Origin of the sequence: Pseudomonas sp. KT_2_4, from assembly GCF_041410225.1 — a bacterium.
In the GTDB taxonomy this organism is placed as follows: domain Bacteria; phylum Pseudomonadota; class Gammaproteobacteria; order Pseudomonadales; family Pseudomonadaceae; genus Aquipseudomonas; species Aquipseudomonas paracarnis.
In genome coordinates this window covers 4,077,095-4,098,280 of the sequence record NZ_CP166962.1, presented here as the reverse complement: position 1 = coordinate 4,098,280, position 21,186 = coordinate 4,077,095, and the positions used below count along the sequence as shown (strand labels likewise).

Annotated in this window: 17 protein-coding genes; 2 read left to right on the top strand and 15 right to left on the bottom strand. The window is 59.7% G+C overall.

From position 1 onward, the window contains the following. Nucleotides 1-59 precede the first annotated feature (59 nt). Entirely contained in the window at nucleotides 60-686 is a 627-nt protein-coding gene (locus AB9N64_RS18885) for a bifunctional 2-polyprenyl-6-hydroxyphenol methylase/3-demethylubiquinol 3-O-methyltransferase UbiG (protein WP_014716453.1), read from the top strand. Nucleotides 687-981: 295 nt separating this feature from the next. On the opposite strand, the gene AB9N64_RS18880 is transcribed toward AB9N64_RS18885, so the two are convergent. From AB9N64_RS18880 to AB9N64_RS18865, 4 genes are all read right to left on the bottom strand, one after another. After that, nucleotides 982-3,171 (bottom strand): glycoside hydrolase, encoded by a 2,190-nt coding sequence (locus tag AB9N64_RS18880; protein WP_371359604.1) that lies wholly within the window; start codon nucleotides 3,169-3,171, stop codon nucleotides 982-984. A 244-nt stretch (nucleotides 3,172-3,415) separates the two neighbouring features. Further along, nucleotides 3,416-6,481 carry an efflux RND transporter permease subunit gene (locus AB9N64_RS18875; protein WP_019819880.1) on the bottom strand — a complete coding sequence of 1,022 codons (3,066 nt, stop codon included), beginning with the start codon at nucleotides 6,479-6,481 and terminating at the stop codon, nucleotides 3,416-3,418. Further along, nucleotides 6,478-7,548 (bottom strand): efflux RND transporter periplasmic adaptor subunit, encoded by a 1,071-nt coding sequence (locus AB9N64_RS18870; protein ID WP_014716450.1) that lies wholly within the window; start codon nucleotides 7,546-7,548, stop codon nucleotides 6,478-6,480. Before AB9N64_RS18870 ends, AB9N64_RS18875 begins: the two co-directional genes overlap by 4 nt. Next, a complete protein-coding gene (locus AB9N64_RS18865; RefSeq protein ID WP_014716449.1) occupies nucleotides 7,545-8,627 on the bottom strand; it encodes an efflux RND transporter periplasmic adaptor subunit in 1,083 nt (360 codons plus the stop codon). Before AB9N64_RS18865 ends, AB9N64_RS18870 begins: the two co-directional genes overlap by 4 nt. A gap of 121 nt (nucleotides 8,628-8,748) precedes the next feature. Between AB9N64_RS18865 and AB9N64_RS18860 the strand changes: the two genes are divergently transcribed. Next, nucleotides 8,749-9,909 carry an AAA family ATPase gene (locus AB9N64_RS18860; protein ID WP_014716448.1) on the top strand — a complete coding sequence of 387 codons (1,161 nt, stop codon included), beginning with the start codon at nucleotides 8,749-8,751 and terminating at the stop codon, nucleotides 9,907-9,909. 99 nt (nucleotides 9,910-10,008) lie between these two features. On the opposite strand, the gene AB9N64_RS18855 is transcribed toward AB9N64_RS18860, so the two are convergent. From AB9N64_RS18855 to AB9N64_RS18805, 11 genes are all read right to left on the bottom strand, one after another. Continuing rightward, nucleotides 10,009-10,857, bottom strand: a complete 849-nt coding sequence (locus tag AB9N64_RS18855; protein ID WP_014716447.1) for a transporter substrate-binding domain-containing protein — start codon at nucleotides 10,855-10,857, stop codon at nucleotides 10,009-10,011. Then, entirely contained in the window at nucleotides 10,854-11,630 is a 777-nt protein-coding gene (locus tag AB9N64_RS18850) for an amino acid ABC transporter ATP-binding protein (protein ID WP_014716446.1), read from the bottom strand. The genes AB9N64_RS18855 and AB9N64_RS18850 overlap by 4 nt, the downstream gene beginning before the upstream one ends. Further along, nucleotides 11,627-12,286: an amino acid ABC transporter permease gene (locus tag AB9N64_RS18845; RefSeq protein WP_014716445.1), complete on the bottom strand. Its 660-nt coding sequence runs from the start codon at nucleotides 12,284-12,286 to the stop codon at nucleotides 11,627-11,629. The genes AB9N64_RS18850 and AB9N64_RS18845 overlap by 4 nt, the downstream gene beginning before the upstream one ends. Beyond that, nucleotides 12,267-12,932, bottom strand: a complete 666-nt coding sequence (locus tag AB9N64_RS18840; RefSeq protein WP_014716444.1) for an amino acid ABC transporter permease — start codon at nucleotides 12,930-12,932, stop codon at nucleotides 12,267-12,269. Before AB9N64_RS18840 ends, AB9N64_RS18845 begins: the two co-directional genes overlap by 20 nt. 369 nt (nucleotides 12,933-13,301) lie before the next feature. Further along, nucleotides 13,302-14,084: a MetQ/NlpA family ABC transporter substrate-binding protein gene (locus AB9N64_RS18835; protein WP_371359603.1), complete on the bottom strand. Its 783-nt coding sequence runs from the start codon at nucleotides 14,082-14,084 to the stop codon at nucleotides 13,302-13,304. A 106-nt stretch (nucleotides 14,085-14,190) separates the two neighbouring features. Then, nucleotides 14,191-15,117, bottom strand: a complete 927-nt coding sequence (locus AB9N64_RS18830) for a sigma 54-interacting transcriptional regulator (protein ID WP_014716443.1) — start codon at nucleotides 15,115-15,117, stop codon at nucleotides 14,191-14,193. Between the two features lie 48 nt (nucleotides 15,118-15,165). Continuing rightward, the gene (locus tag AB9N64_RS18825; RefSeq protein WP_014716442.1) at nucleotides 15,166-15,747 is read right to left on the bottom strand and encodes an alpha/beta hydrolase; all 582 of its coding nucleotides are present in this window, start codon (nucleotides 15,745-15,747) and stop codon (nucleotides 15,166-15,168) included. Nucleotides 15,748-15,966: 219 nt separating this feature from the next. Continuing rightward, nucleotides 15,967-18,864, bottom strand: a complete 2,898-nt coding sequence (locus tag AB9N64_RS18820; RefSeq protein WP_014716441.1) for a glycosyltransferase family 32 protein — start codon at nucleotides 18,862-18,864, stop codon at nucleotides 15,967-15,969. Nucleotides 18,865-19,055: 191 nt separating this feature from the next. After that, on the bottom strand, nucleotides 19,056-19,457 hold the full coding sequence (locus AB9N64_RS18815; protein WP_014716440.1) for a biopolymer transporter ExbD: 402 nt from the start codon (nucleotides 19,455-19,457) through the stop codon (nucleotides 19,056-19,058). Further along, nucleotides 19,458-20,180, bottom strand: a complete 723-nt coding sequence (locus AB9N64_RS18810; RefSeq protein ID WP_093114384.1) for a MotA/TolQ/ExbB proton channel family protein — start codon at nucleotides 20,178-20,180, stop codon at nucleotides 19,458-19,460. Nucleotides 20,181-20,205: 25 nt separating this feature from the next. Beyond that, the gene (locus tag AB9N64_RS18805; protein ID WP_014716438.1) at nucleotides 20,206-21,018 is read right to left on the bottom strand and encodes an energy transducer TonB; all 813 of its coding nucleotides are present in this window, start codon (nucleotides 21,016-21,018) and stop codon (nucleotides 20,206-20,208) included. Nucleotides 21,019-21,186 lie beyond the last annotated feature (168 nt).

Below are 21,186 nucleotides of genomic sequence, written 5' to 3'. Positions count from 1 at the left end.
AACTCAAGAGTGGGCCGGGGTATAGTCCAACCACCTCAGCCGCAGCCGTGCGCCATGCCATGAAACTTGCTCCCGACGACCTCAACCAGATCACCTCCACCACCCTGGGCCATTACAACAAGGTGGCCGAAGACTTCCGTGAAGGCACCCGCGATCACGATGTGAGCCAGAACATCGACGCGCTGCTGCGGCATATCCAGGGCACTCCGCCGTTCACTGTGCTGGATTTCGGCTGTGGGCCAGGGCGGGATTTGCAGACGTTTACGCGCATGGGGCATATCGCCGTGGGCCTGGATGGCTCCGAACGTTTTGCGCAGATGGCCCGCGAAGACAGCGGCTGTGAGGTGCTGCAGCAGGACTTTCTCAAACTGGACCTGCCCGCCGACCGCTTCGATGGCGTGTTTGCCAATGCGGTGCTGTTTCATATTCCCAAGCAGGAGTTGCCCCGAGTGCTCAAAGAGCTGCACGGCGCGTTGAAGCCTGGGGGCGTGCTGTTCAGCTCGAACCCTCGGGGCGAGAACCAGGAGGGCTGGAATGGGCCGCGGTATGGCTCTTATCACGATCTGCAGGCCTGGCGGGCCTTGCTGACCGCAGCCGGGTTTGAAGAGTTGGAGCACTACTACCGGCCGGCCGGGTTGCCGCGGGAACAGCAGCCTTGGTTGGCGAGTGTGTGGCGTAAGATTTAGTGCTGCATCGCCTGTACCTGCCTCATCGCAGGCAAGCCAGCTCCCACCTTTGGAATGCATTCCCTTGTGGGAGCCGGGCTTGCCCGCGATGACGCCGTAACGGGCAGCGTTATTTCACCTGATACACCACCGGCTCCCACCTTTGGAATGCATTACCCTGTGGGAGCCGGGCTTGCCCGCGATGGCGCCGTAACGGGCAGCGTTATTTCACCTGATACACCACCGGCTCCCACCTTTGGAATGCATTACCCTGTGGGAGCCGGGCTTGCCCGCGATGGCGCCGTAACGGGCAGCGTTATTTCACCTGATACACCACCGGCTCCTCCCCCTCCACAAGCACCGTCACACTGCGCCCGGCATACCCCTGTTTATCCACCGCCGAGAAATTCGCCACCAACCGCGTCCCGTCTGCGAAGGTGGTTTGCTGCAGCTGCTTGTCCACCGTAAGCCAGCGGAAATCCGTCATTTCCTGGGTTGCCAGGCGCTGGTGCAACGGCCGGAAAAAACGGTCCTGGCGCTGAATAATCGGCAGCCGCGCCTTGAGCGTCGCCGCACTGAGGTGGTACAGCGGCGGCACGTTGTAGAGCAGTTGGGTCAGCTCATTGTCGCCCTGCACATTGCTCAGTTTGAGGCTGTCGAACAGCCAATGATGGGTGGTGATCACCGAGCCATGGAACACCGCCTGATACAACGGCACGTGCATCGTCGGTTCGAAATACAGCGTGCGAAACGGCTCCTTCAACGGCACCGATTTGAAGAACACCGCCGGTTGCTCCGTGGGGTACCAGTTGCCTACGAAGTACGGCGACTGCGGGTCCTGGGTCATCTCGCGGTCACCCCAGCCGATCACCGGGGTCTGCATGCCGTGGGCAAACAGGATGCCTTGGGCAGTGATCGCGTTGCCGTCTTCGGAGCCTGTGACCAGCTTCGGCACGGTGTTGATCCAGCGGGAAGCATCGATATTGCCTTCGGCGTTTTGTGCCTGAGTCATGCTGGCGTTGCTGCGATAGCTGTCGAACAACATGCTGGTGGCGTAGGCATCGAGAAACCAGGCATTGAAGCCAGCCTTGGCGTGTACTGCCTTCACCCGTGCCTCCAGCAGCGGCCGCACACAACGTGGATCCGTGTAGTGGCCGGATTTCTGGAAACCGGTTTTCAGCTTGCCGTCTTTCAACACGATCGCGCAGTCGCGGTAGGCCTTGGCGCCCAGGTGGGCAGTGGTCCAATCGGGGTTTTCGGTGGAGGACAGGGCCGTTTCGTAGGAGTCGTAAGGCGCCATCAGAAAACCGGCTTCCACCCCCGCGCGAATCGCTTCGGGATGCCAGAGGCCACCCTCCCAACCTTCGCCCAAGGTCAGCAGCAGACGCTGCAGCCCGGCGTCGCGCAGGGTTTGAATGGTGCTACTGCCCCAGGTCTGCGGGCTGTCACTCAAGGCTCCCGCAAAGTCCACGGCCAGTTCACTGCGCAGCTCACCATAACGGGCGGCAAGGCGGGTCATATCTGGCTCTTGCACTTGCCAGGCCTGCCGGGCCTTGGTGTTGATCGCCGCGTTGAGGCCGCGCAGGAGCACGGTTTGTTCATAGCGATTCAGTGCAGCGGACTGCGCCAGCAGCTGTGCGCTCTCTTTGTCCATCAGGCTCTTGAGTTCATGGCTGCGCAGCCGTTGGATCAGTCTTGGCCAATCACGCACATCGCCCAAAGCCAGCAGGCCGTTGTCCCAGAGGTACACATGGCTGGCGCCCAGCAGTTTCTGGGCTTCGGGTGTTTGCCGCAGTTTGTCCGCCAACGGCTCATAGCGGCCCTGCTCCACCAGCCACTGGCGGTAGCGCTTGGCACCAGCCAATGGGTCGGCATCGCCCAGGTACAGCCGCAGCGTCATCGGCGCATCAGGCGCCAGCGAGGTGAATTCATGGGCCGCGGAGAGCGCCAGGCCGTTGCCGTCGGCTTGCCATTGCAGGCGGTTGTTGTAGGGGTTAGTCAACAGCCAGCTCAAGGTGAAGCCACCATGATCCACGCCCCACAGCGGCAGGCTCAGGTCCTGGGTGGTATTGAACTCGCCCCGCTCCAGCAGAAACGTCTTCCAGATGGCATTGCCGGCAGGCACGTAATGCCCCTCGGCCAAGGGCCAGATCAACCCTCGCCCCATGGCCTCGGCAGGCTGACGCAGCAGGGCCAGCTCACCGGGCTCGCGGGCGTTGATGGTCAAGGCCAGGTCGCGCTGTTGCAGGCGGGCGGTCAGGCGATAGGCGCCGTTGTCCCATTGCCAAGTGGCTTGATCAGGCGTGTTCTGCAATTGGCTGACGGCATGCGAGGCCACACCGCTGGACGCCTGCACCGAAGCCTGGCCTGCGGGTGTCACGCGCAGCGCCAGGGTGGCGGGGTCGAGTTCGACGCGCCACAAGGCATTTTCCAGTACGGTGGCGGCGAAGGCAGACGGTGCAAGGAGCAACGCGCAAAACAGCAAGGTGAAACGCAGGCACTGCATGAGGATCGACCTGGGTTTGGAATGAGGACCAGAGGGTACAACATGCAGTAGCGAGCCAGGACGACATGGGGATTTTTCAGAAACTTCACACAGTCTCAACCAGAATGAAGATCCAAATGTGGGAGCTGGCTTGCCTGCGAAAGCGACAGTTGAGTCACAGATGCAGCGACTGATACACCGCCTTCGCGGGCAAGCCCGCTCCCACAGGGGGTTTGCGCTTAACCGGCAGCCCCCTCTCTCAGTGTTAATCCTGTTGTGGCTGATGTTCGTGTTTCGGCTCGCGGATCTTGTACCAGGCCACATACAGCGCCGGCAGAAACAGCAACGTCAGCAATGTCGCAATGATGATCCCGCCAATCATCGCGTAGGCCATCGGCCCCCAGAACACTTCCCGCGCAATCGGGATCATGCCCAGGCTCGCGGCGGCGGCCGTCAGCAGAATCGGCCGACGCCGGTGTTCGGTCGCTTCCACCACCGCGTCCCACGGCGTGTAGCCGGCCTCTTCGTACTCGTGGATCTGTGTGACCAGAATCACCGAGTTGCGGATGATGATGCCGATCAGCGCCAGGATCCCCAGGATCGCCACAAAGCCCATGGGCGTGCCCGTGGGGATCAACGCCAGCACCACGCCGATCAGCCCCAGTGGCGCAACGCTGGCCACCAGGAACATCTTCTGCACGCTGTGCAACTGAATCATCAGGAACGTGGCCATCAGGAACAACATCAACGGCACCACGCTGGCAATCGGGCCCTGGGCCTTGCCACTTTCTTCCACGGTACCGCCGGTGGCGACTTTGTAGCCCACCGGCAAGCCTTCGCTGAATTTCTCGATGGTCGGCGCCAACTGCTTGACCAGGTCGGTCGGCTGCATCTCATCGCGCACCGCGGCCTTGATGGTAATCGTCGGCTTGCGGTCACGACGCCACACCAGCGGCTGCTCCAGTTCGTAACGCACCGTGGCAAAGGCCAGCAATGGAATCGAGGTGCCATTGGGCGTAACAATCTGCAGATTCTGCAAGGTTTCCGGCGTACCGCGCTCGGCATCCTCGGCGCGGCCGACCACGTTGATCAGGTAGATATCGTCGTGCACCTGGGTCACCGCCGCGCCGCTGACCACGCTGTTCATCAACTGCGCCACGTCTTCCGACGAAAGCCCCAGTTGCCGCGCCTTGTCCTGGGCGATGTCGACGCGCAGCACTTTGCCCGGCTCGTTCCAGTCGTAGATGATCTCACCCAGGTGCGTGTTCTGATCCAGCAAGGTCGCCAGTTCAATGGCGTGCTTGCGCACCTGATCGGTGTCTTTACCAGAGACGCGGTACTGGATCGGCCGCCCGACCGGCGGGCCCATTTCCAGCGGCTGCACGTAGCTGCCGATACCGACAAAATCATCGCGCAAGCGTTTCTGCAATCGAGCGATCAGGGCGCCACGCTCTTCCAGGCCCTTGCTCACAATCACCAGCTGCGCGTAGTACGGGTTCTCCAGTTGCTGGTCCAGCGGCAGGTAGAAACGAATCGCGCCCTGGCCGATGTAGGTGCTCCAACGGGCGATATCCGGGTCGTCCTTGATGATCGCTTCGAGGCGGTCTACCGCCTTGCGCGTCTCGTTGATCGAGGCGTTTTGCGGCAGGTTCAGGTCGACGAGAATTTCCGGACGGTCCGACGACGGGAAGAACTGGTTCTGCACAAATTGCATGGAAAATACCGAGGCCACGAACAGCGCCACGGTGATGCCAATCGCCCACCAGCGGTTGCGCATGGCCCACAGCATGCCGCCATTGAAGGCACGGCCAATGCGCCCTGGCTCGGCGTTGTGCGGTTTCACATTGGCGCTGAGGATATGCACGCCGATCACCGGCGCAAACAGCACCGCCACCACCCACGACACCAGCATCGCCACGGCAATCACCGCGAACAGGGTAAAGGTGTACTCGCCTGCCGAACTGGCGTTGAGGCCAATCGGTACGAAACCGGCCACGGTCACCAGCGTGCCGGTGAGCATCGGGAACGCCGTGGAGGTATAGGCGTAAGTCGCCGCCTGTTCCTTGGTTTCGCCTTTTTCCAGGCGCGTGATCATCATCTCCACCGTGATCATCGCGTCATCCACCAGCAGGCCGAGGGCGATGATCAACGCGCCCAGCGACACGCGCTGCATGGTGATGCCGCTGTATTCCATGAACACGAATACCAGCGCCAGCACCAACGGAATCGAGCACGCCACCACCAACCCGGCGCGCATGCCGAGGCTGATAAAGCTCACCACCAGCACGATGATCACCGCCTCAAACAACGCGCTGGTAAACCCGCCGACCGCCTCTTCCACCACTTCGGCCTGGTCGGACACCTTGTGCACGCCGACGCCCACCGGCAGGTCGGCGGTCAGCTCGTCCATGCGCCCGTGCAGGGCCTTACCGAACGACTGGATATTGCCGCCCTTCTGCATGGCGATGGCCAAGCCAATCGCCGGTTTGCCGTTGAAGCGAAACATCGGCCGCGCCGGGTCCACATAACCACGGCTGATGTCGGCAATATCCGCCAGCCGGTAGAAACGGTCATTGAGGCGCAGGTTGACGTTGGCCAGGTCTTTCTCCGAGGCGAACTGCCCGGAGGTGCGCACGGAGATGCGTTCCGGCCCGGCCTCGATCACCCCGGCGGGGGTCACGGCGTTTTGCGATTGCAGGCTTTGCACGACCTGGCGCTGATCAATCCCCAGGGCCGCGAGTTTGCGCGTGGAGAAATTCAGGTAAATCACTTCGTCCTGCTGGCCGATCATCTCGACCTTGCCCAGCCCTGGCACCGAGCGGATTTCGGCGCGCACCTGTTCCACGTAGTCACGCAACTGGCGCATCGACAGGCCATCGCCGGTAAAGGCATACACCGAGCCGAACACGTCACCGAACTCATCGTTGAACGATGGCCCCTGCAAGCCCTGGGGGAAGGTCCCACGAATGTCATCGATCTTTTTGCGGACCTGGTACCAGATCTCCGGGATGGCCTTGGCACTGGTGGTGTCCTTGAGGAACACGAACACCGTGGACTCGCCGGGCCGGGTGTAGCTTTTCACATAGTCGAGAGAGTCGAGTTCCTCGAGTTTTTTCTCAATACGGTCGGTGACCTGCTTGAGGGTTTCTTCCTGGGTCGCGCCCGGCCAGCGGGTCTGGATCACCATGGTCTTGATGGTGAACGACGGGTCTTCTTCACGGCCCAGGTTCATGTACGAGAACACGCCCATCAGCAGCGCGACGAACATCAGGTACCAGACGAAGGACTGATGCTTGAGGGCCCAGTCGGATAAGTTGAAGCTCCCTTTCATCGCGGGCTGTCCTCGTCGATTTTGACTTTTTGCCCAGGTTTCAGGCTGTTCACGCCGGCGGTGACAATGCGCTCGCCGGGTTTGACGCTGCCATTGAGCAAGGCGCTGCGGGCATCACGGCTGATAACCGTGACCTCGCGGGGTTGCACGGTCTGGCTCTGGGTGTCGAGCAGCCAGATACGGGTCTTGCCGTCCACTTCCTGCAAGGCGCTCAGGGGCAGTTCGATACGCGGGGCGATGGCGGTGCTCAACGTCACGCTGATTGCCGTGCCCAGGCGGAACGCGGGCGGGGTTTCGGCCAGGCTCAGGCGTGCGCGACGGGTGCGCGTGGCGCTTTGGGCCTGAGGCTCGATCTCACGCACCACGGCGGTGGTGTGCACGCTGGGGTCCAGTTGCCCGGCGACCAGGAACACCACATCGGCAGGCAAGCGTTCAGCCAGGCCGGCGGGCAGGTCGATCACCGCTTCCTTGATGTCCGGACGGGCCAGGGTCACCACCTGCTGGCCGGCGCTGACCACTTGGCCGGCCTCAGCGTTCCAGGCAGTGACGATGCCGGCATGGTCGGTGCGCAGTTCGGCGTAGTTGAGTTGGTCCTTGGCCTGGTTGACCGAGGCACGGGCCTGGTCAAGGGTCGCCTGGGTGGTTTTCAGGTCGGTCTGGGCCACATCCAGCTGAGCCTGGGCGCCGACGCCACGGTTGAACAGTTCCTGTTGCCGCCGAGCGTTGGCCTGGGCGTTGATGAACTGCGCCTGTACGCGCGCCAGGTCGCCCTGGGCAGCGCGTAATTGGTTCTGCTGGTCGGTGGGGTCAAGCACGGCGAGCAAGGCGCCCTTCTCCACCTCGGCGCCGACATCCACGGCGCGACGGGCGATGCGGCCGGGCACACGGAAACCCAGGTTGCTTTCATAGCGGGCCTGGATGGTGCCGGCGAAACGACCCAGGTTTTCCTGGTCTTCGGCCCTCACTTCCATGGACAGCACCGGGCGTAAGGGTTCGGGCGGCGCCTCTTCCTTGGAGCAGGCCATCAGCAACAGGCTGGCGGCGACAATCAGCGTCAATTGCTTCATGGCTGCGCTCCGGGTTGGGCGATCTCGACGACCATGCCGGGGTGCAGCAATTGCCCACCGGCTATCACGACTTTTTCACCGCCTTTGAGACCCTCGCCGATGATCACTTTGCCGGTGAGGTAGCGCGCCACGGTGACCTTGTGCAACTGCACCTTGCCTTCACCGTCCACCAGCCACACGGCCGGCTCGCTGAGGTCTTTGGTCAGGGCCGACCAAGGCAGCTCGATGCTCGCCTTGGCCGGGCCATTGGCGGTGGCACTCACCACCGACCCCAGCTCCATACCCTTGGGCAGGCTTTGCAGGGCGATCTTCACTTGGACGGTGCCGGTATTGGCGGCCACGGCGGGCGTGACTTCGCGGACTTTGCCCACGGCCTTGATGCTCGGGTTGTCCAGCAGGCTCACCGTAATCGGCGCGTCGGGGGGCGGCTCCACCAGCAGGGACTCATACACGTTGAACACGGCGTCACGCTCGCCATCGCGGGCGAGGCTGAAGATCGGCACGGTGGCTTGTACCACTTGGCCGACTTCGGCCTGGCGCGCCGTGATGATCCCAGGGGCATCGGCGATCAACGCGGTGTAGCCCAACTGTTCGCGTGCATTGGCCAACTGCGCCTGGGCAGCGGCCAGGGCACTTTGACTGCTGCGCAGCGCGGCCTGGGCGGCGTCGTATTCGCTGCGGCTGGTATAGCCTTTGGGCAAGAGTTTTTCCTGGCGCACGAAGGCGGCGGCGGTCTGCTTGACCCGCGCCTGCTCGGCCACAACCTGGGCCTGGGCCGAATCGACGTTGGTTTGCAGGTCCTTGGGGTCGAGCTTGGCCAAGACTTGCCTGGCCGTGACGCGGTCGCCTACGTCGACCATGCGCTGGATGATCTTGCCACCCACGCGAAAGGACAGATCGGTTTGCACGCGCGCCTGGATATCGCCGGTCAGCGTGACCGCCGCGGCAAAATCCGCTGACTGCACGGTTTGCACGAATACCCGCGAATGCTGCTTGGGCTCGGCTTTGTCCTGGCCACAGCCGCTGAGCAGCGCCAGGAGGCCAAGGCTGAAAATAAATGTCGAGGTGCGACCGCCCATGCAGGCTCCTTTTGCGTGATGCCGACGTTCAAGTGTGTATGCGACTGTGAGCTTAGATCAGGGTTCCTTATCTGCATGGAGGATCCCATACTCCAATGGTTCCCATGCTGACTAATTACACATGCTTAAAACCCTCGCGGTGGCCAATTACCGCTCGATCAACAAATTGGTGGTGCCCCTGGACCGGCTGAACCTGGTGACCGGGCCCAATGGCAGCGGCAAATCCAACCTGTATCGCGCCCTGCGCCTATTGGCCGAAACCGCCCAGGGCGGGGTGATCAATGCGCTGGCCCGCGAAGGCGGGCTGGATTCGACCTTCTGGGCCGGGCCGGAAACCATCAGCCGGCGCATGCGCAATCGCGAAGTACCGGTCGAATCTACTGTGCGCCAGGGCGTCAAACGCCTGCGCCTGGGGTTTGCCGCAGAGGATTTCAGCTACGCGATCTCTTTGGGCTTACCCGAAAAAACCCTCTCGGCCTTCAAACTGGACCCCGAAGTAAAAAAGGAGTGCATCTGGGCCGGCCACGTCTACCGTCCGGCCAGCCTGCTGGTGCAGCGCTCAGGGCCGATGGTGCGTGCCCGCGAAGGCCGTGCGTGGGACGTGCTGGCGCATCACACACCGAACTACCACAGCCTGTTCGATCAGGTCGGCAGCCTGCGTGGCTCGCCGGAAGTGCTGCTGTTGCGTGAAAGCATTCGTGGCTGGCGCTTTTACGATCACTTTCGCAGCGACGTGGACGCGCCAGTGCGCCAGCCACAGTTGGGCACGCGCACGCCGGTGTTGCACCACGACGGCCGCGATCTGGCGGCCGCGTTGCAGACCATCCGCGAGATTGGCGATCCCGAGGCGCTGCAACGCGCCGTGAGCGATGCATTTCCGGGCGCGCGTCTGCACATTGAACCGTTGCAGGGCGGACGCTTTGCCATCGAGTTCTATCAGGAAGGCTTGCTGCGACCGTTGTCGGCGGCGGAGCTGTCGGACGGCACCCTGCGCTACCTGCTGCTGATCGCCGCGCTGCTGACCCCTCGGCCACCGACCATGATGGTGCTGAACGAGCCGGAGACCAGCTTGCATCCGGACCTGTTGCCGGCACTGGCCCGCTTGATTATCCAGGCGTCGAAGCAGTGCCAGGTATGGGTGGTGAGCCATGCCAGCCGCTTGATTGCGGCGTTGCAGCAGGATGAGGGGTGTAACTCGATTGTGTTGGAGAAGGTGTTGGGGGAAACGCGAATTGTGGGGCAAGGGATGCTGGATGGGCCGGCCTGGCATTGGCCGGAGTAGGCGGTGACTGCACTGGCCTCACCGGGGGCAAGCCCCCTCCCACATTTTGATGTGTGAATACATTCAAAGGTGGGAGCTGGCTTGCCTGCGATAGCTATCTCAGCCCTGCCACTTACCGCCTTCAACAATCACACTCTCAGGCTTGGTGTCATCGCTCAGCTCTTTACGCACATATTGGTCATAAAGCTTGAGCAGGAATTTCTCCTCCCCCAACTTCGCCAGCTCAGCGTTCACCCAGTCACGCAGCTCGATATTGCCCTTCTTCACCGCCGGGGCAATGGGTGCTTCATCACCGAGCTTCTCTTCCAGCACGCGGTAGCCAGGGTTCTGCTTGGCCCAACTGAACAGCACCAGGTTGTCTTGCGCATAGGCATCCCCACGGCCAGCCGACAGCGCCTGCAGCGACTCGGAGTTCTTCTCGAACTTGAGCAGCTTCCAGTCCGGATGGTTCTTGGTCAGCCAGATATCCGCCGTGGTGCCGGTGGTGACGATGGTCGTGCGGGTTGCCAGGTCATCCAGGCTTTTGACGGCGCTGTCATTCGGCACCAGAGCCTGCACCGCCACTTTCAGATTGGGGTTGGTGAAGTCCACCGCGTCCTTGCGTTCAGGCGTCACGGTCATGTTGGCGAGAATCAGGTCGACCTTGTCGCTTTGCAGGAAGGGAATGCGGCTGGCCGGTTCCACGGCGACAAACTCCACCTTGTTTTCATCGCCCAGCAGGTCCTTGGCGAATTGCCGGCCGATGTCGGTATCGAAGCCGACATAACGACCCGCTTCGTCCACAAAGCCGAATGGCGGTTTATCGGTAAACACGCCGACAATCAGCTTGTCCCGCGCTTTGATTTTGTCGATGTAGCTCACAGCCGCAGGTTTTACCGGCTCTTCGGCCTTTTTATCGCAGCCGGCCAGCAAGGCGACGGCAAACAGTGGCAGCAGTAACTTTTTCATATCAGCTCCAGTTCCTTGATCTTTTTGGGCAGTGTTGAAACAAAGGAGAACTTCTCCAGGAACTGCTGCGCGCGTGCGGTCTGCGGGTTCGTAAAGAATGCCTCGGGGGTGTTGTGTTCGAGGATGCGACCGGCCTCCATGAACACCACGCGGTCGGCGACGGCGCGGGCGAAGGCCATTTCGTGGGTGACGATCAGCAGGGTCATGCCATCGCGGGCCAAGTCCTGGATCACTTCCAGCACTTCCTTGACCATCTCCGGGTCGAGGGCCGCGGTGACTTCGTCAAACAGCATGACCTGAGGGTTCATGCACAACGAGCGGACGATGGCGATGCGTTGTTGCTGGCCACCGGAAAGCTGGCGTGGGAAGGCGTCGCGCTTGTCGGCAAGGCCCACGCGCTCCAGCAATTTTTCCGCCTGCTCACGGGCTTCACGCGGGTCGCGCTTTTGCACTTTCAGCGGGCCGAGGAGGATGTTGTCGAGCACGCTCATGTGCGGGAACAGGTGGTAGCTCTGGAACACCATGCCAATGTCCTGGCGTACCTGGCGCCAGTCGGTGGTTTTATCCAGCAGCTCTTTGCCGGCAAAGCGCAGGCTGCCGCTGTGCGCGATTTCCAGCCCATTGAGGCAGCGCAACAAGGTGCTTTTGCCACAGCCGCTGGGGCCTAAGATCACCACCACTTCGCCGCGCTGCACGCTCAGGTCGATGCCCTTGAGCACCTGCGCCTCGCCGAAGAATTTGTTGAAACCCTGGAACTCGATCAATGCGCTCATGCTTGGGCCCAGCGCCGTTCCAGCAGCTTGGAGGCGGCCGACAACGGGTAGCAGATAAAGAAGAAAAACAGGAACAGCGCACCGTAGATCAATACCGACTCGTAGGTGCGCTCTATGATTTGCTGGCCGACCTTGATCACATCCACCACGCCGATCAGCACCGCCAGGGAGCTGGTCTTGATGATGCGCGTGTACACGTTGATGGTCGGCGGCGTCATGCGCCTGAGGGCCTGGGGCAGCAGTACGTAGCCGTACAACTGCGGGTCGGACAGGCCAATCGACAAGCCTGCTTCGCGTTGGCCACGGGGCAGCGAATGCAGCGCGCCACGCACCACTTCGCCCACCTCGCTGGCGCCCCACAACGACAGCACCAGCACCGCGCACCAGAAACTCGGGATGCTCAGGCCGAAGAAGATCGGCACGCCAAAAAACAGCAGGTACAACCACACCAGCACCGGAATGGCGCGGAACAGTTCCAGGTAGACCCGCAACACGCCGTTGATCGCCTTGTTATTCAAAGTGCGCAGCACGCCGTAGAGCACGCCGCCAACCGTACTGAAGGCGATGCTCAAAAACGAAATCGACAGGGTTTGCGCAGCGCCCTTGCCCAGTTGCGGCAACGACACCCAGAGCAACTCAAGACCCGAACTGGCCATGCTGGAGCCTCCTTTCCAGGCGGCTGAGCAACAGCGACAACGGCAAGAACAACAGCACGCAAATCAGCGTCAGCACGGCGAGCATTTCGTAGGTTTTATAGTAGAGGGCGATATAGCTCTTGGTGGTATAGAGAATCTCCGGCACCGCCACCGCCGACACCACGGTGGTTTCCTTGAGTAGAAAAATGAAGTTGGCGAACAGCGCCGGCAGGCTGAGGATGCCGGCCTGGGGCAGGATCACATGGCGCAACAGTTGCCAGTCGGACAGGCCAATGGACTTGCCCGACTCGATTTGCGCTTGCGGCACCGCTTCCACGCCGGCGCGCAGCACCTCGGTGAGGTAGGCGCCGCCCAGAAAGGTCATGGTGATGATCGCCGCCCAGAACCCGGAAATATTGAAACCCAGGGCCGGCAGCGCGAAGTAGACGAAGAACAGTTGGATCAACAGCGGCGTGTTACGCGCCAGCTCCACATAGAGCGCCACCAGGCGCGACAGGTAAGGCGTACGAAACACCAGCAGCGCAGCGTTGATCAGCGCCACCAGCAAGGACGTGGCAATGGCGATCAGGCCGACTTGCAGCGTCACACCCACGGCCTTGAGAAACGCCGGCAGCGTGCTGAGGATAAAAGCGAAATCGAAGGTCATGTGCAGTCCATATCGCCGCATGGGTAATGCCGCGAGCGCAGTCCGTGCCGACGTGGATAACGTCAGCTAGCGCGAACTTTAAAGGTATAAAAATCAAAGTTTAAATACCGAAATAGCATATTGATATCACCCAAAAACCTAACCTCTGTGGGAGCTGTCGATCGTTCCCACGCTCTGCGTGGGAATGCAGCCCAGGACGCTCTGCGTCCGCTCTAAAGTCGTGACGCAGAGCGTCACAGGAGACGTTCCCACGCGGAGCGTGGGAACGAGCAAGCCAGCTCCCACAGTTTTGACTGTATTTCAGATAAAAAAACGCCGACGCTGTAGGAGCCGTCGGCGTTGAAACCTTGAAGGGGGTTTTGGCTTACATCAGAACGCTGGCACCACCGCGCCGTTGTACTTCTTCTCGATGAAAGTTTTGACTTCCGGGCTGGTCAGGGCCTTGGCCAACTTCTGGATAGCATCGCTGTCCTTGTTGTCCGGGCGCGCCACCAGGAAATTCACGTACGGCGACTTGGCGTCTTCGATGATCAGCGCGTCCTTGGCCGGGTTCAGGCCAGCTTCCAGGGCGTAGTTGGTGTTGATCAGGTCGAGGTCAACCTGGTCCAGCACCCGTGGCAGCAGGGCCGATTCCAGCTCTTTGAACTTCAGGTTCTTCGGGTTGCTGGCGATGTCTTTCGGCGTGGCCAGGGCGTTTGTCGGGTCTTTGAGGGTGATCACACCAGCCTTTTGCAGCAACAACAAAGCGCGGCCGCTGTTGGAGCCTTCGTTCGGGATAGCCACGGTGGCCCCGTCTTTCAGATCTTCGATTTTCTTGATCTTTTTCGAGTAGCCGCCGAAGGGTTCAACGTGCACGCCCACCACGGTAATCAGGTTGGCGCCCTTGCCCTTGTTGAAGTTTTCCAGGTACGGCAGGGTCTGGAAATAGTTGGCGTCCAGGCGTTTCTCAGCGACCTGCACGTTCGGCTGTACGTAGTCGGTAAAGACTTTGATCTGCAGGTCCACACCTTCCTTGGCCAGGGTCGGCTTGATCAGCTCGAGGATTTCGGCGTGCGGGATCGGCGTAGCGGCCACCACCAGTTTCTCGTTGGCCTGGGCAAAGCCAGCAGTCAGGGCAGCCGCCAGAGCGGTAAACAACAGAACCTTTTTCATGCAATGTCCTTCTAACGACCGTTTTTATGTGAGGTGCCAGCGAAGTGCTATCGCGGCGTGGAAGGGACAATACCTAGATTTTTTATTCCCGAACAATATCTTTTATTCACGTTGATATTCCATTTTGTTCATACAGGAATTTACGCACCGATTCCGTCTCGGCCGGGCTGGCGCTGGCCAAAATTCGTCGTACTTGCTCCAGCGGTGAGCCTGCCGTCGGTAGGTTCAAATGCTCGGGCAAGATTTCATCGCCGCTGCTCACCAGCAAGGCAAAGTGAATGACGTTTTCCAATTCTCGCGTATTGCCCGGCCACGTGTGGTGTTCCAGCACCTGCTGGGCGGCGTCGCTGATCAGTGGCACCGGAAGGTCCAGGCGCTGGCTGTAGATGCCGAGGAAATATTCGGCCAGAGACAAGATATCCCCCACCCGCTCGCGCAACGCCGGCAGGTCCAACCGGCCCTCACTCAAATAATGGAACAGACGCTCATGAAACTTGCCCACGGCCACGGCCTGGGCCAGGTCGATGCTGGTCGCGGCCACCAGGCGCACATCCACCGGGCTGGGCTGGTGGGCACCGACGCGGGTGACTTCGTGGTTTTCCAGGGCCGCGAGCAATTTCACCTGGATCGGCAGCGGCAAATCACCAATTTCATCCAGGTACAAGGTGCCGCCATTGGCCGAGCCAAACCAGCCCGCGCGGCTGCTCGCCGCGCCACTGTGACTGCCGGCGGCATAGCCAAACAACTCGGCATCCGCATAGGTGGGGCTGATGGCACCACAGTTGACCGAGACAAACAGGCCTGTACGGTCACTGCCACGGTGGATGTGCCGCGCCAGCAACTCTTTACCGCTGCCGGTTTCTCCTCGAATCAATACGGGTAAGGCGCGCGGCGCAAGGCTTTCCAACTCTTCACGCAGTTGGCGTGAGCGTGGGTCGACGAACACCAGCGCCTTGGCGCGGATGCTCAACGGGCTTTTTTCAGCATCTGGAAAGGTCAGCAGCGGCTGGCCGAAGGTTTCATGCAGACTCATGGCAGGCTCCCGCCCCAATCCACACAGGGACGGGGCGTTGAAAAAATATTAGGCGCTGCGCCGAGCATGGTGCTCGAGGCGATGTTGCAGGCGGTAGAGGTAAGCAAACCCTTGCTCCCAGCGGCGGTGGCCGGACTTCACATTGATATGCCCGGCGCCCGCCAAGATGCCGGCTTCGGCGCCCCACTGACGCGCCAGTTCCAGAGCCCTGGGGGCGCTCACGGCACTGTCGTTGTCGGAGCTGACCACCTGGCTGGGAAATGGCAGCAGGTCAGTTGGAATAGGTGCGAAATTGCGCAGTGCAGGGGCACACGCAGGGCGCTCGACATCCGCCGGTGCCACCAGCAACGCGCCGCGTACCTGCCGCAAGAAGTGCACGGGGGCAGTGGCGGCCCAGTGGGCCACGGTGATGCAACCCAAGCTATGAGCGATCAGGATGACCGGCGTGCTGTCGGCAGCGATGGCCTCGGCCAGTGCGGCGACCCAATCCTCGCGACGCGGTGTCAGCCAATCGGCCTGTTCCACGCGGGCGCTGTTGGGCAGGCTGTTCTGCCAATGGGTTTGCCAATGATCTTCTGGCGATCCTTGCCAGCCCGGCACGATCAGATAACGAATCGACTCGCTGTGCATGGGTGTGCCCTCCTGCAGCGTTTAACGTTGCTGACCAGTATAGGGGCGACCCAACAATCAAATAAGGAATAAAAAGGAATTTATTAATAACCAAATTGCATTTTCGACATCAGGTCACGTTATCCTCATCCGAGGCGATCGCCGTCACTGAAGCCAGTCGCTGAGGCGGATAAACCCGCTCCTCAGCGACTGCAATCGACACCAGGTTTGTTTTACCAATCAGCGGGAATGATGCATAGACTGCTCTGAGCCAATGGAGACCCCGAACTTATGATTCATCGGCATGTAATAATCTCGCGCGCTCATATAGTTGGCACCATAGTCCTTGGGAAGTAAAAGACAAGCGTTCAACAGTTCTGTCACCTCTTCAACTACCGCGAAAAACCCATACTCCTTTTTTGCCAATACATCCCCAAACATTTTCGGCCCGGTGATTTCAAAAATTTTCTTCTCGTATTCTTTATAAGCGTGCTGTTCGGCGGCTGTCGAACTGTCACTCAGGAAAGCACGATTACTTTTCAACCACTCCTCATTGGCCTTATAGCGCTCATAGGCCTCTTCCAGGATCTCATCCAGCAAAGGATTATCGGCATGACTGGCGAAATTACTGGTATTGAAACCACTGAAGTCTGCTGGTTCATAAGTCACTGGCGAATTCATCAGGATATCGTTCGGTGTGGCTTTCAACGTAACGTTTCCCACATTGAAAGTCAGTGTATCGTCCGCATCCAGATATATTCCACCGTACTTCTTAAGCAATGCAACGCGCATCACATCCGATGAGGCCGCTAGATTTTGCCCTTGGCCGGCACGAAAGTACTGATACATTTCCCCATACTTGCCAGCCTTCAGCTCCCTGAAAGCCTCATCTGCCTGCAAATCATGCACTTCCAGACCGCCTACTTTGTGATCCAATGCAGACTTTATCTTTTGAAAAACACTCGCATTATTGGCATCTACATGAACGATCGACTTATAGCCCGGACTTTTCCTGGAGTTCTCAACAATATTGTTGAGCAAGTTCTCTGGCATCTCATTGCCAGCCCAAAAATAGTGGATAACCTTGGGCACCTCAGTGGCGCCGGAGGGTAACGATGGCAGTCTCGGTAACTTCAATGTCTTATTTATCATTGAGGCCGGTGCATTTTTATTCCCTTCGATCGCTTCAGCTTTTGTACCACTCATCCAGTTTTCTTGGCCTTTACGCCAATAAAACACGTCATTCACTCGACCGTTTTCGCTGACCCCACGCCATAGGCGGGCCTCTACGTCATACGTCACTTTAGTGCCGTATCGATCGACGAAAATCATGTAGTCTTTCGAGACCATTTGATGGACATCGTCCATGGGGACTGTGAACGCCTCATGGAGTTTCGGGGGCGAAACAGGGCTCATCGGATAACCAATCTGCCCATTGATTCGCCGTGGCGGATTGAAGAATGGGCGCCCTTGTTCAGTCACTTGAGTAGAGGCCTGGGCTGCAGCATCCGCTCCGGCTGCGACGCCCCCGCTGGCAAACCTTTCTGTTATCACTTTCGCCAGCGGCGCCCCCGCATGAGTGGCTAACGGCGGAGCAGCGTTCAATACCCCAAAAACAATTCGGTCCGCACCGGTCGATTTTCCTTTGATGGCATCATCAATACCAATACCGGCCTCGGCGCCCCCGGCTGCCAGGAAGAAAACATCCAGGCCTATTGCGACTTCCGGCATGACCAGGGCCAGGGGCGTCATGAACATGGCGACTTTGGTGGCCTCTTCCACCCCTTGCAGCACTTTGTTCTTGGTGTAGTCCCCATCACTGACGATCGCATTATCCGCGTCCGAATAAGATCGGGCCTTTTGTCGAACCTTGACTGCTTCGAAAGGGTCGCCCTGCAGCTGATCCACTGTGATAAACCGGTCCGGCACCCAGCCGTTGAGCCCTTTAAGGAAAGCATTACCCGACGCCTGCGCGTCCGACCAATTTCCCATCCCTTCCAGAGACTGACGTACACCGTCTGAAAACGACTTGTCAGCTTGATCCTTGAGAGAAAAGTGCGTCAGCAGCGATTCGCGCTTAACGGGGTCTGACGCCTGCCCCGCCAGCCATGTTTTCATTTGCTGCGGATTATCGAACCGATGAATAGGTGAGGAATTGCCAGGGATGTATAGCAACGTCAGCTGGGTTTTCCGATCGGTCACACACATCAAGTCGGTCGACTGCAAGCCGTTGATGCTCAGCAAGCCGATCTCCAGATTCGGATCCTTGACGGCAGGCTTGGTAAAATCCTGAACCGTCAGCTCGGACCAATCCTTTTGCGCAACCGCCCCCAACGCACGCTGAGCGAGTGCCGCCTCAACCGGTCCAAGTGTTCCTTCCAGACGCTGTAGATTGATCGCTTTAACAAAGGATATTTTACTCAACGATGCATACGAGGCGCTGTGTTTGTCCCAGAATCCATCAAGCGTATTCTTGTAAAGTTGGGTGCGGTCTGTATCCCAGACCAAGGCTTTGAAATCTTCAACCGGAATGGGCACCTCAGTGGCCGCACTGTAGAGCGCAGAGCCCGGAGAACTCGGTTCCCGGTAAATAGCTTGGCGACTGCCTGCTTCCTGCACCCAGCCGTCAATTTTGTTGTAAACATACACTGCCGGCGAAAAATACTTGGCGATTTTTCGAAACCAGCCCTCATTATCTTCAATCGTAACATCTTGCCTGTTTTTCAAAGCCGCCTGGGTCAGCGTTATTTTTTCCACAACATCCTTTTCGTCATCGCCATTATCCTTGAACGTCACCAGATACGTTTTATCAGGATCAACTTCAATGCCCCACTGTTGTTTTATCTTCGCGGACAAAATAGTGGCAATCTCTTTTTCAGGAGACATAAAATCAGACGCATGCGTACTGATATAAGCATCTATTACAGGATTTGGCTTCAATACCTTGGGCCCGGCATTGGGTGCGTTAATGTGCTGATAACCGGCGCGATTCAAAGATAAACTTTGCCCTAACGGATGCCGTGGGCCAGGCCTATCGGACGGCCCAGAAAAAGCGACAGGTTTTTTTTCATCGGGCTGAGAAACCGGTTGTTGCGGGCTGACGAATGTATCTACCAAACGAATCGGAAAACGTACCATTCTATAAATTCTCCATTTATCGAAACTTTCCATGCGCCAGCCAGAATAATCATACGGTCATGAATTGCACGCTCAGAAACATTCAAAAACGTGTGAATTCTTTTCCTTTACTAACGCTATACCCTTCCAATAAAAAAAGGGCCGCACCCTGCCAAGGAAACGGCCCAAAAACGTGTCGCGGCTCTTTGAAACTAACGTGCAGTAATCACCGACAATTTGGTAATGCCTGCGCGCTCGATCGACGCCATGGCTCGCGCCACTTCGCCGTAGTTCACTCCATCGTCGGCCTGCAGTTGCACCCGCACGTCGGGGTCCTTGGCCTTGGCCGCCTGCAGGTTGAATTCCAACAGGTCCGGCTGGATTGCGTCCTTGTTGATAAACAGTTTGCCCGCGCCGTCGATGCTCACCACCAACGGGTCTTTCTGCTCAACCGGCGCTACGGCCTGGGTTTTGGGCAGGTTGATCGGGATGGAGTTGGTCAATAGCGGCGCGGTGACGATAAACACCACCAGCAGCACCAGCATCACATCCACCAGCGGCGTGACATTGATCTCGCTCAGCACCTCATCGCTGTCTTGCGTGGAGAAGGCCATTCAGGATGCCTCCTTCACTTTCTGCGGGCTGCCGGTGCTGGCCTTGGCCAACGTCGGGTGCAGCAGCACGCGGAACGCGTTTTTCTGCGCCAGGCTGTAGAAGTCGTGGGCAAAGTCATCCAGGTCTGCCGCCGTCAGCTTCAGGCGACGCAGGAAGTAGTTGTAAACCAGCACCGCAGGCACCGCGACGGCGATCCCCACGCCGGTCGCCACCAGTGCCGCGCCGATGGGTCCCGCCACGGTTTCCAGGCTGGCGGACCCGGCAGCACTGATCCCCTTCAGCGCTTCCATGATCCCCCACACGGTGCCAAACAGGCCGATAAACGGCGAGGTGCTGCCGATACTGGCGACCACAGCCAGGCCGGTTTCCAGGGAGCGACGCTCACGCACGATTTGCTGGCGCAGGGCGCGTTCGAGGCGGTCCTGGTGATTGATCGCCTGGCTCAAATCCGCAGCGTGGGGGGTATCGCCCACCTGGATCGCGGCATAGCCGGCCTGGGCTACACGGGCGGCGGCGCCAGGCTGGGTTTCGGCGAGTTCGGCGGCCGAGTCGAGGCTCGATGCCGCCCAGAACTGTTTGTGAAACTTGCGATCCTGGGCCTTGAGGCGACCGAACTGCACGCCCTTGAGCAAGGCCAGGCCCCAGGTGGCGACCGAAAAGGCCACCAGCAGCCAGATCACCGCGCTTTCGATGGATTCAAGTGGAGATGCCAATGCCATGATGTTTTCCCTCTGCGCCGCTGAATAATTAATGAATCTTGAAATCGATGGGCACGCTCACCCAGCCGTTCTGGGCCACATCGCCCTGCTTGGCAGGCACGAAACTCCAGCGCTTCACCGCCGCCAATGCCGCGTCATCCAACTGCTGGCGACCACTGCTTTTTTGCACCTGGATCTCACCCGGTTTACCACTGGCCAGCACCTGCACCCGCAGCAACACCGTACCTTCCCAACCGCGACGCTGAGCCAGTGACGGGTATTCCGGCGCCGGGTTCTTCAGGTACGCGGCGTTGGCCGAAGCAGGCGTCACCGGCGCTGGCGCCGCGGGTGCGGGCGGTGCAGGTGGCGCTGGCGTCGGTGGTGCAGGTGGCTGCTCGACGGCCTTGGGGGCCGGCTTAGGCTCAGGTTTAGGCACGGGCTTGGGTTTGGGTTTCGCAATGGGTTTGGGCGGCGCCGGCTTGGCCGCCAACTCATCCACCACCGGCGGCGGTGGTTCGACCACAGGCGGAGGCGGTGGTGGCGGTACAGGCGGTGGCGGTTCAACCACCGGCGGCGCCGGCTGGGAAAATTCGATGGTCATCGGTGGAATTTCCGGCGGCACAATCGGCAGCACCGGCGTGGGTTTCTGGCTCACCCAATAGATCACTGCACCGTGCAGCGCCAACACCAGCAACCCGAGCAAAACCCCCTCGCGGCGGCTGGAAAAACGCTTCGGGGTCTTCTGCAGGCGCAATTGCCCCAACGGCGCGTGATGCGGCCGGCCAAGGTCGACCAACTCACCACTCGGTGCCGGGCGCCACTGCGCCTCGGGTGCACTGGCGGCGGTCTGGACATTGCCCATTGATTCACTCCCTACGGTTTTGAAAAACCGACGGGCCAGCGAAGGCCCGTCGTGGGCTGAATCATCGGGGCCAGACACTTATCTCTTAAAGTAACCTTTAAAGTTATACATAGAACAAAAACACATAAACAAAACAGCCGATCACGCCAAAGCCACGTGGCCCGTGGC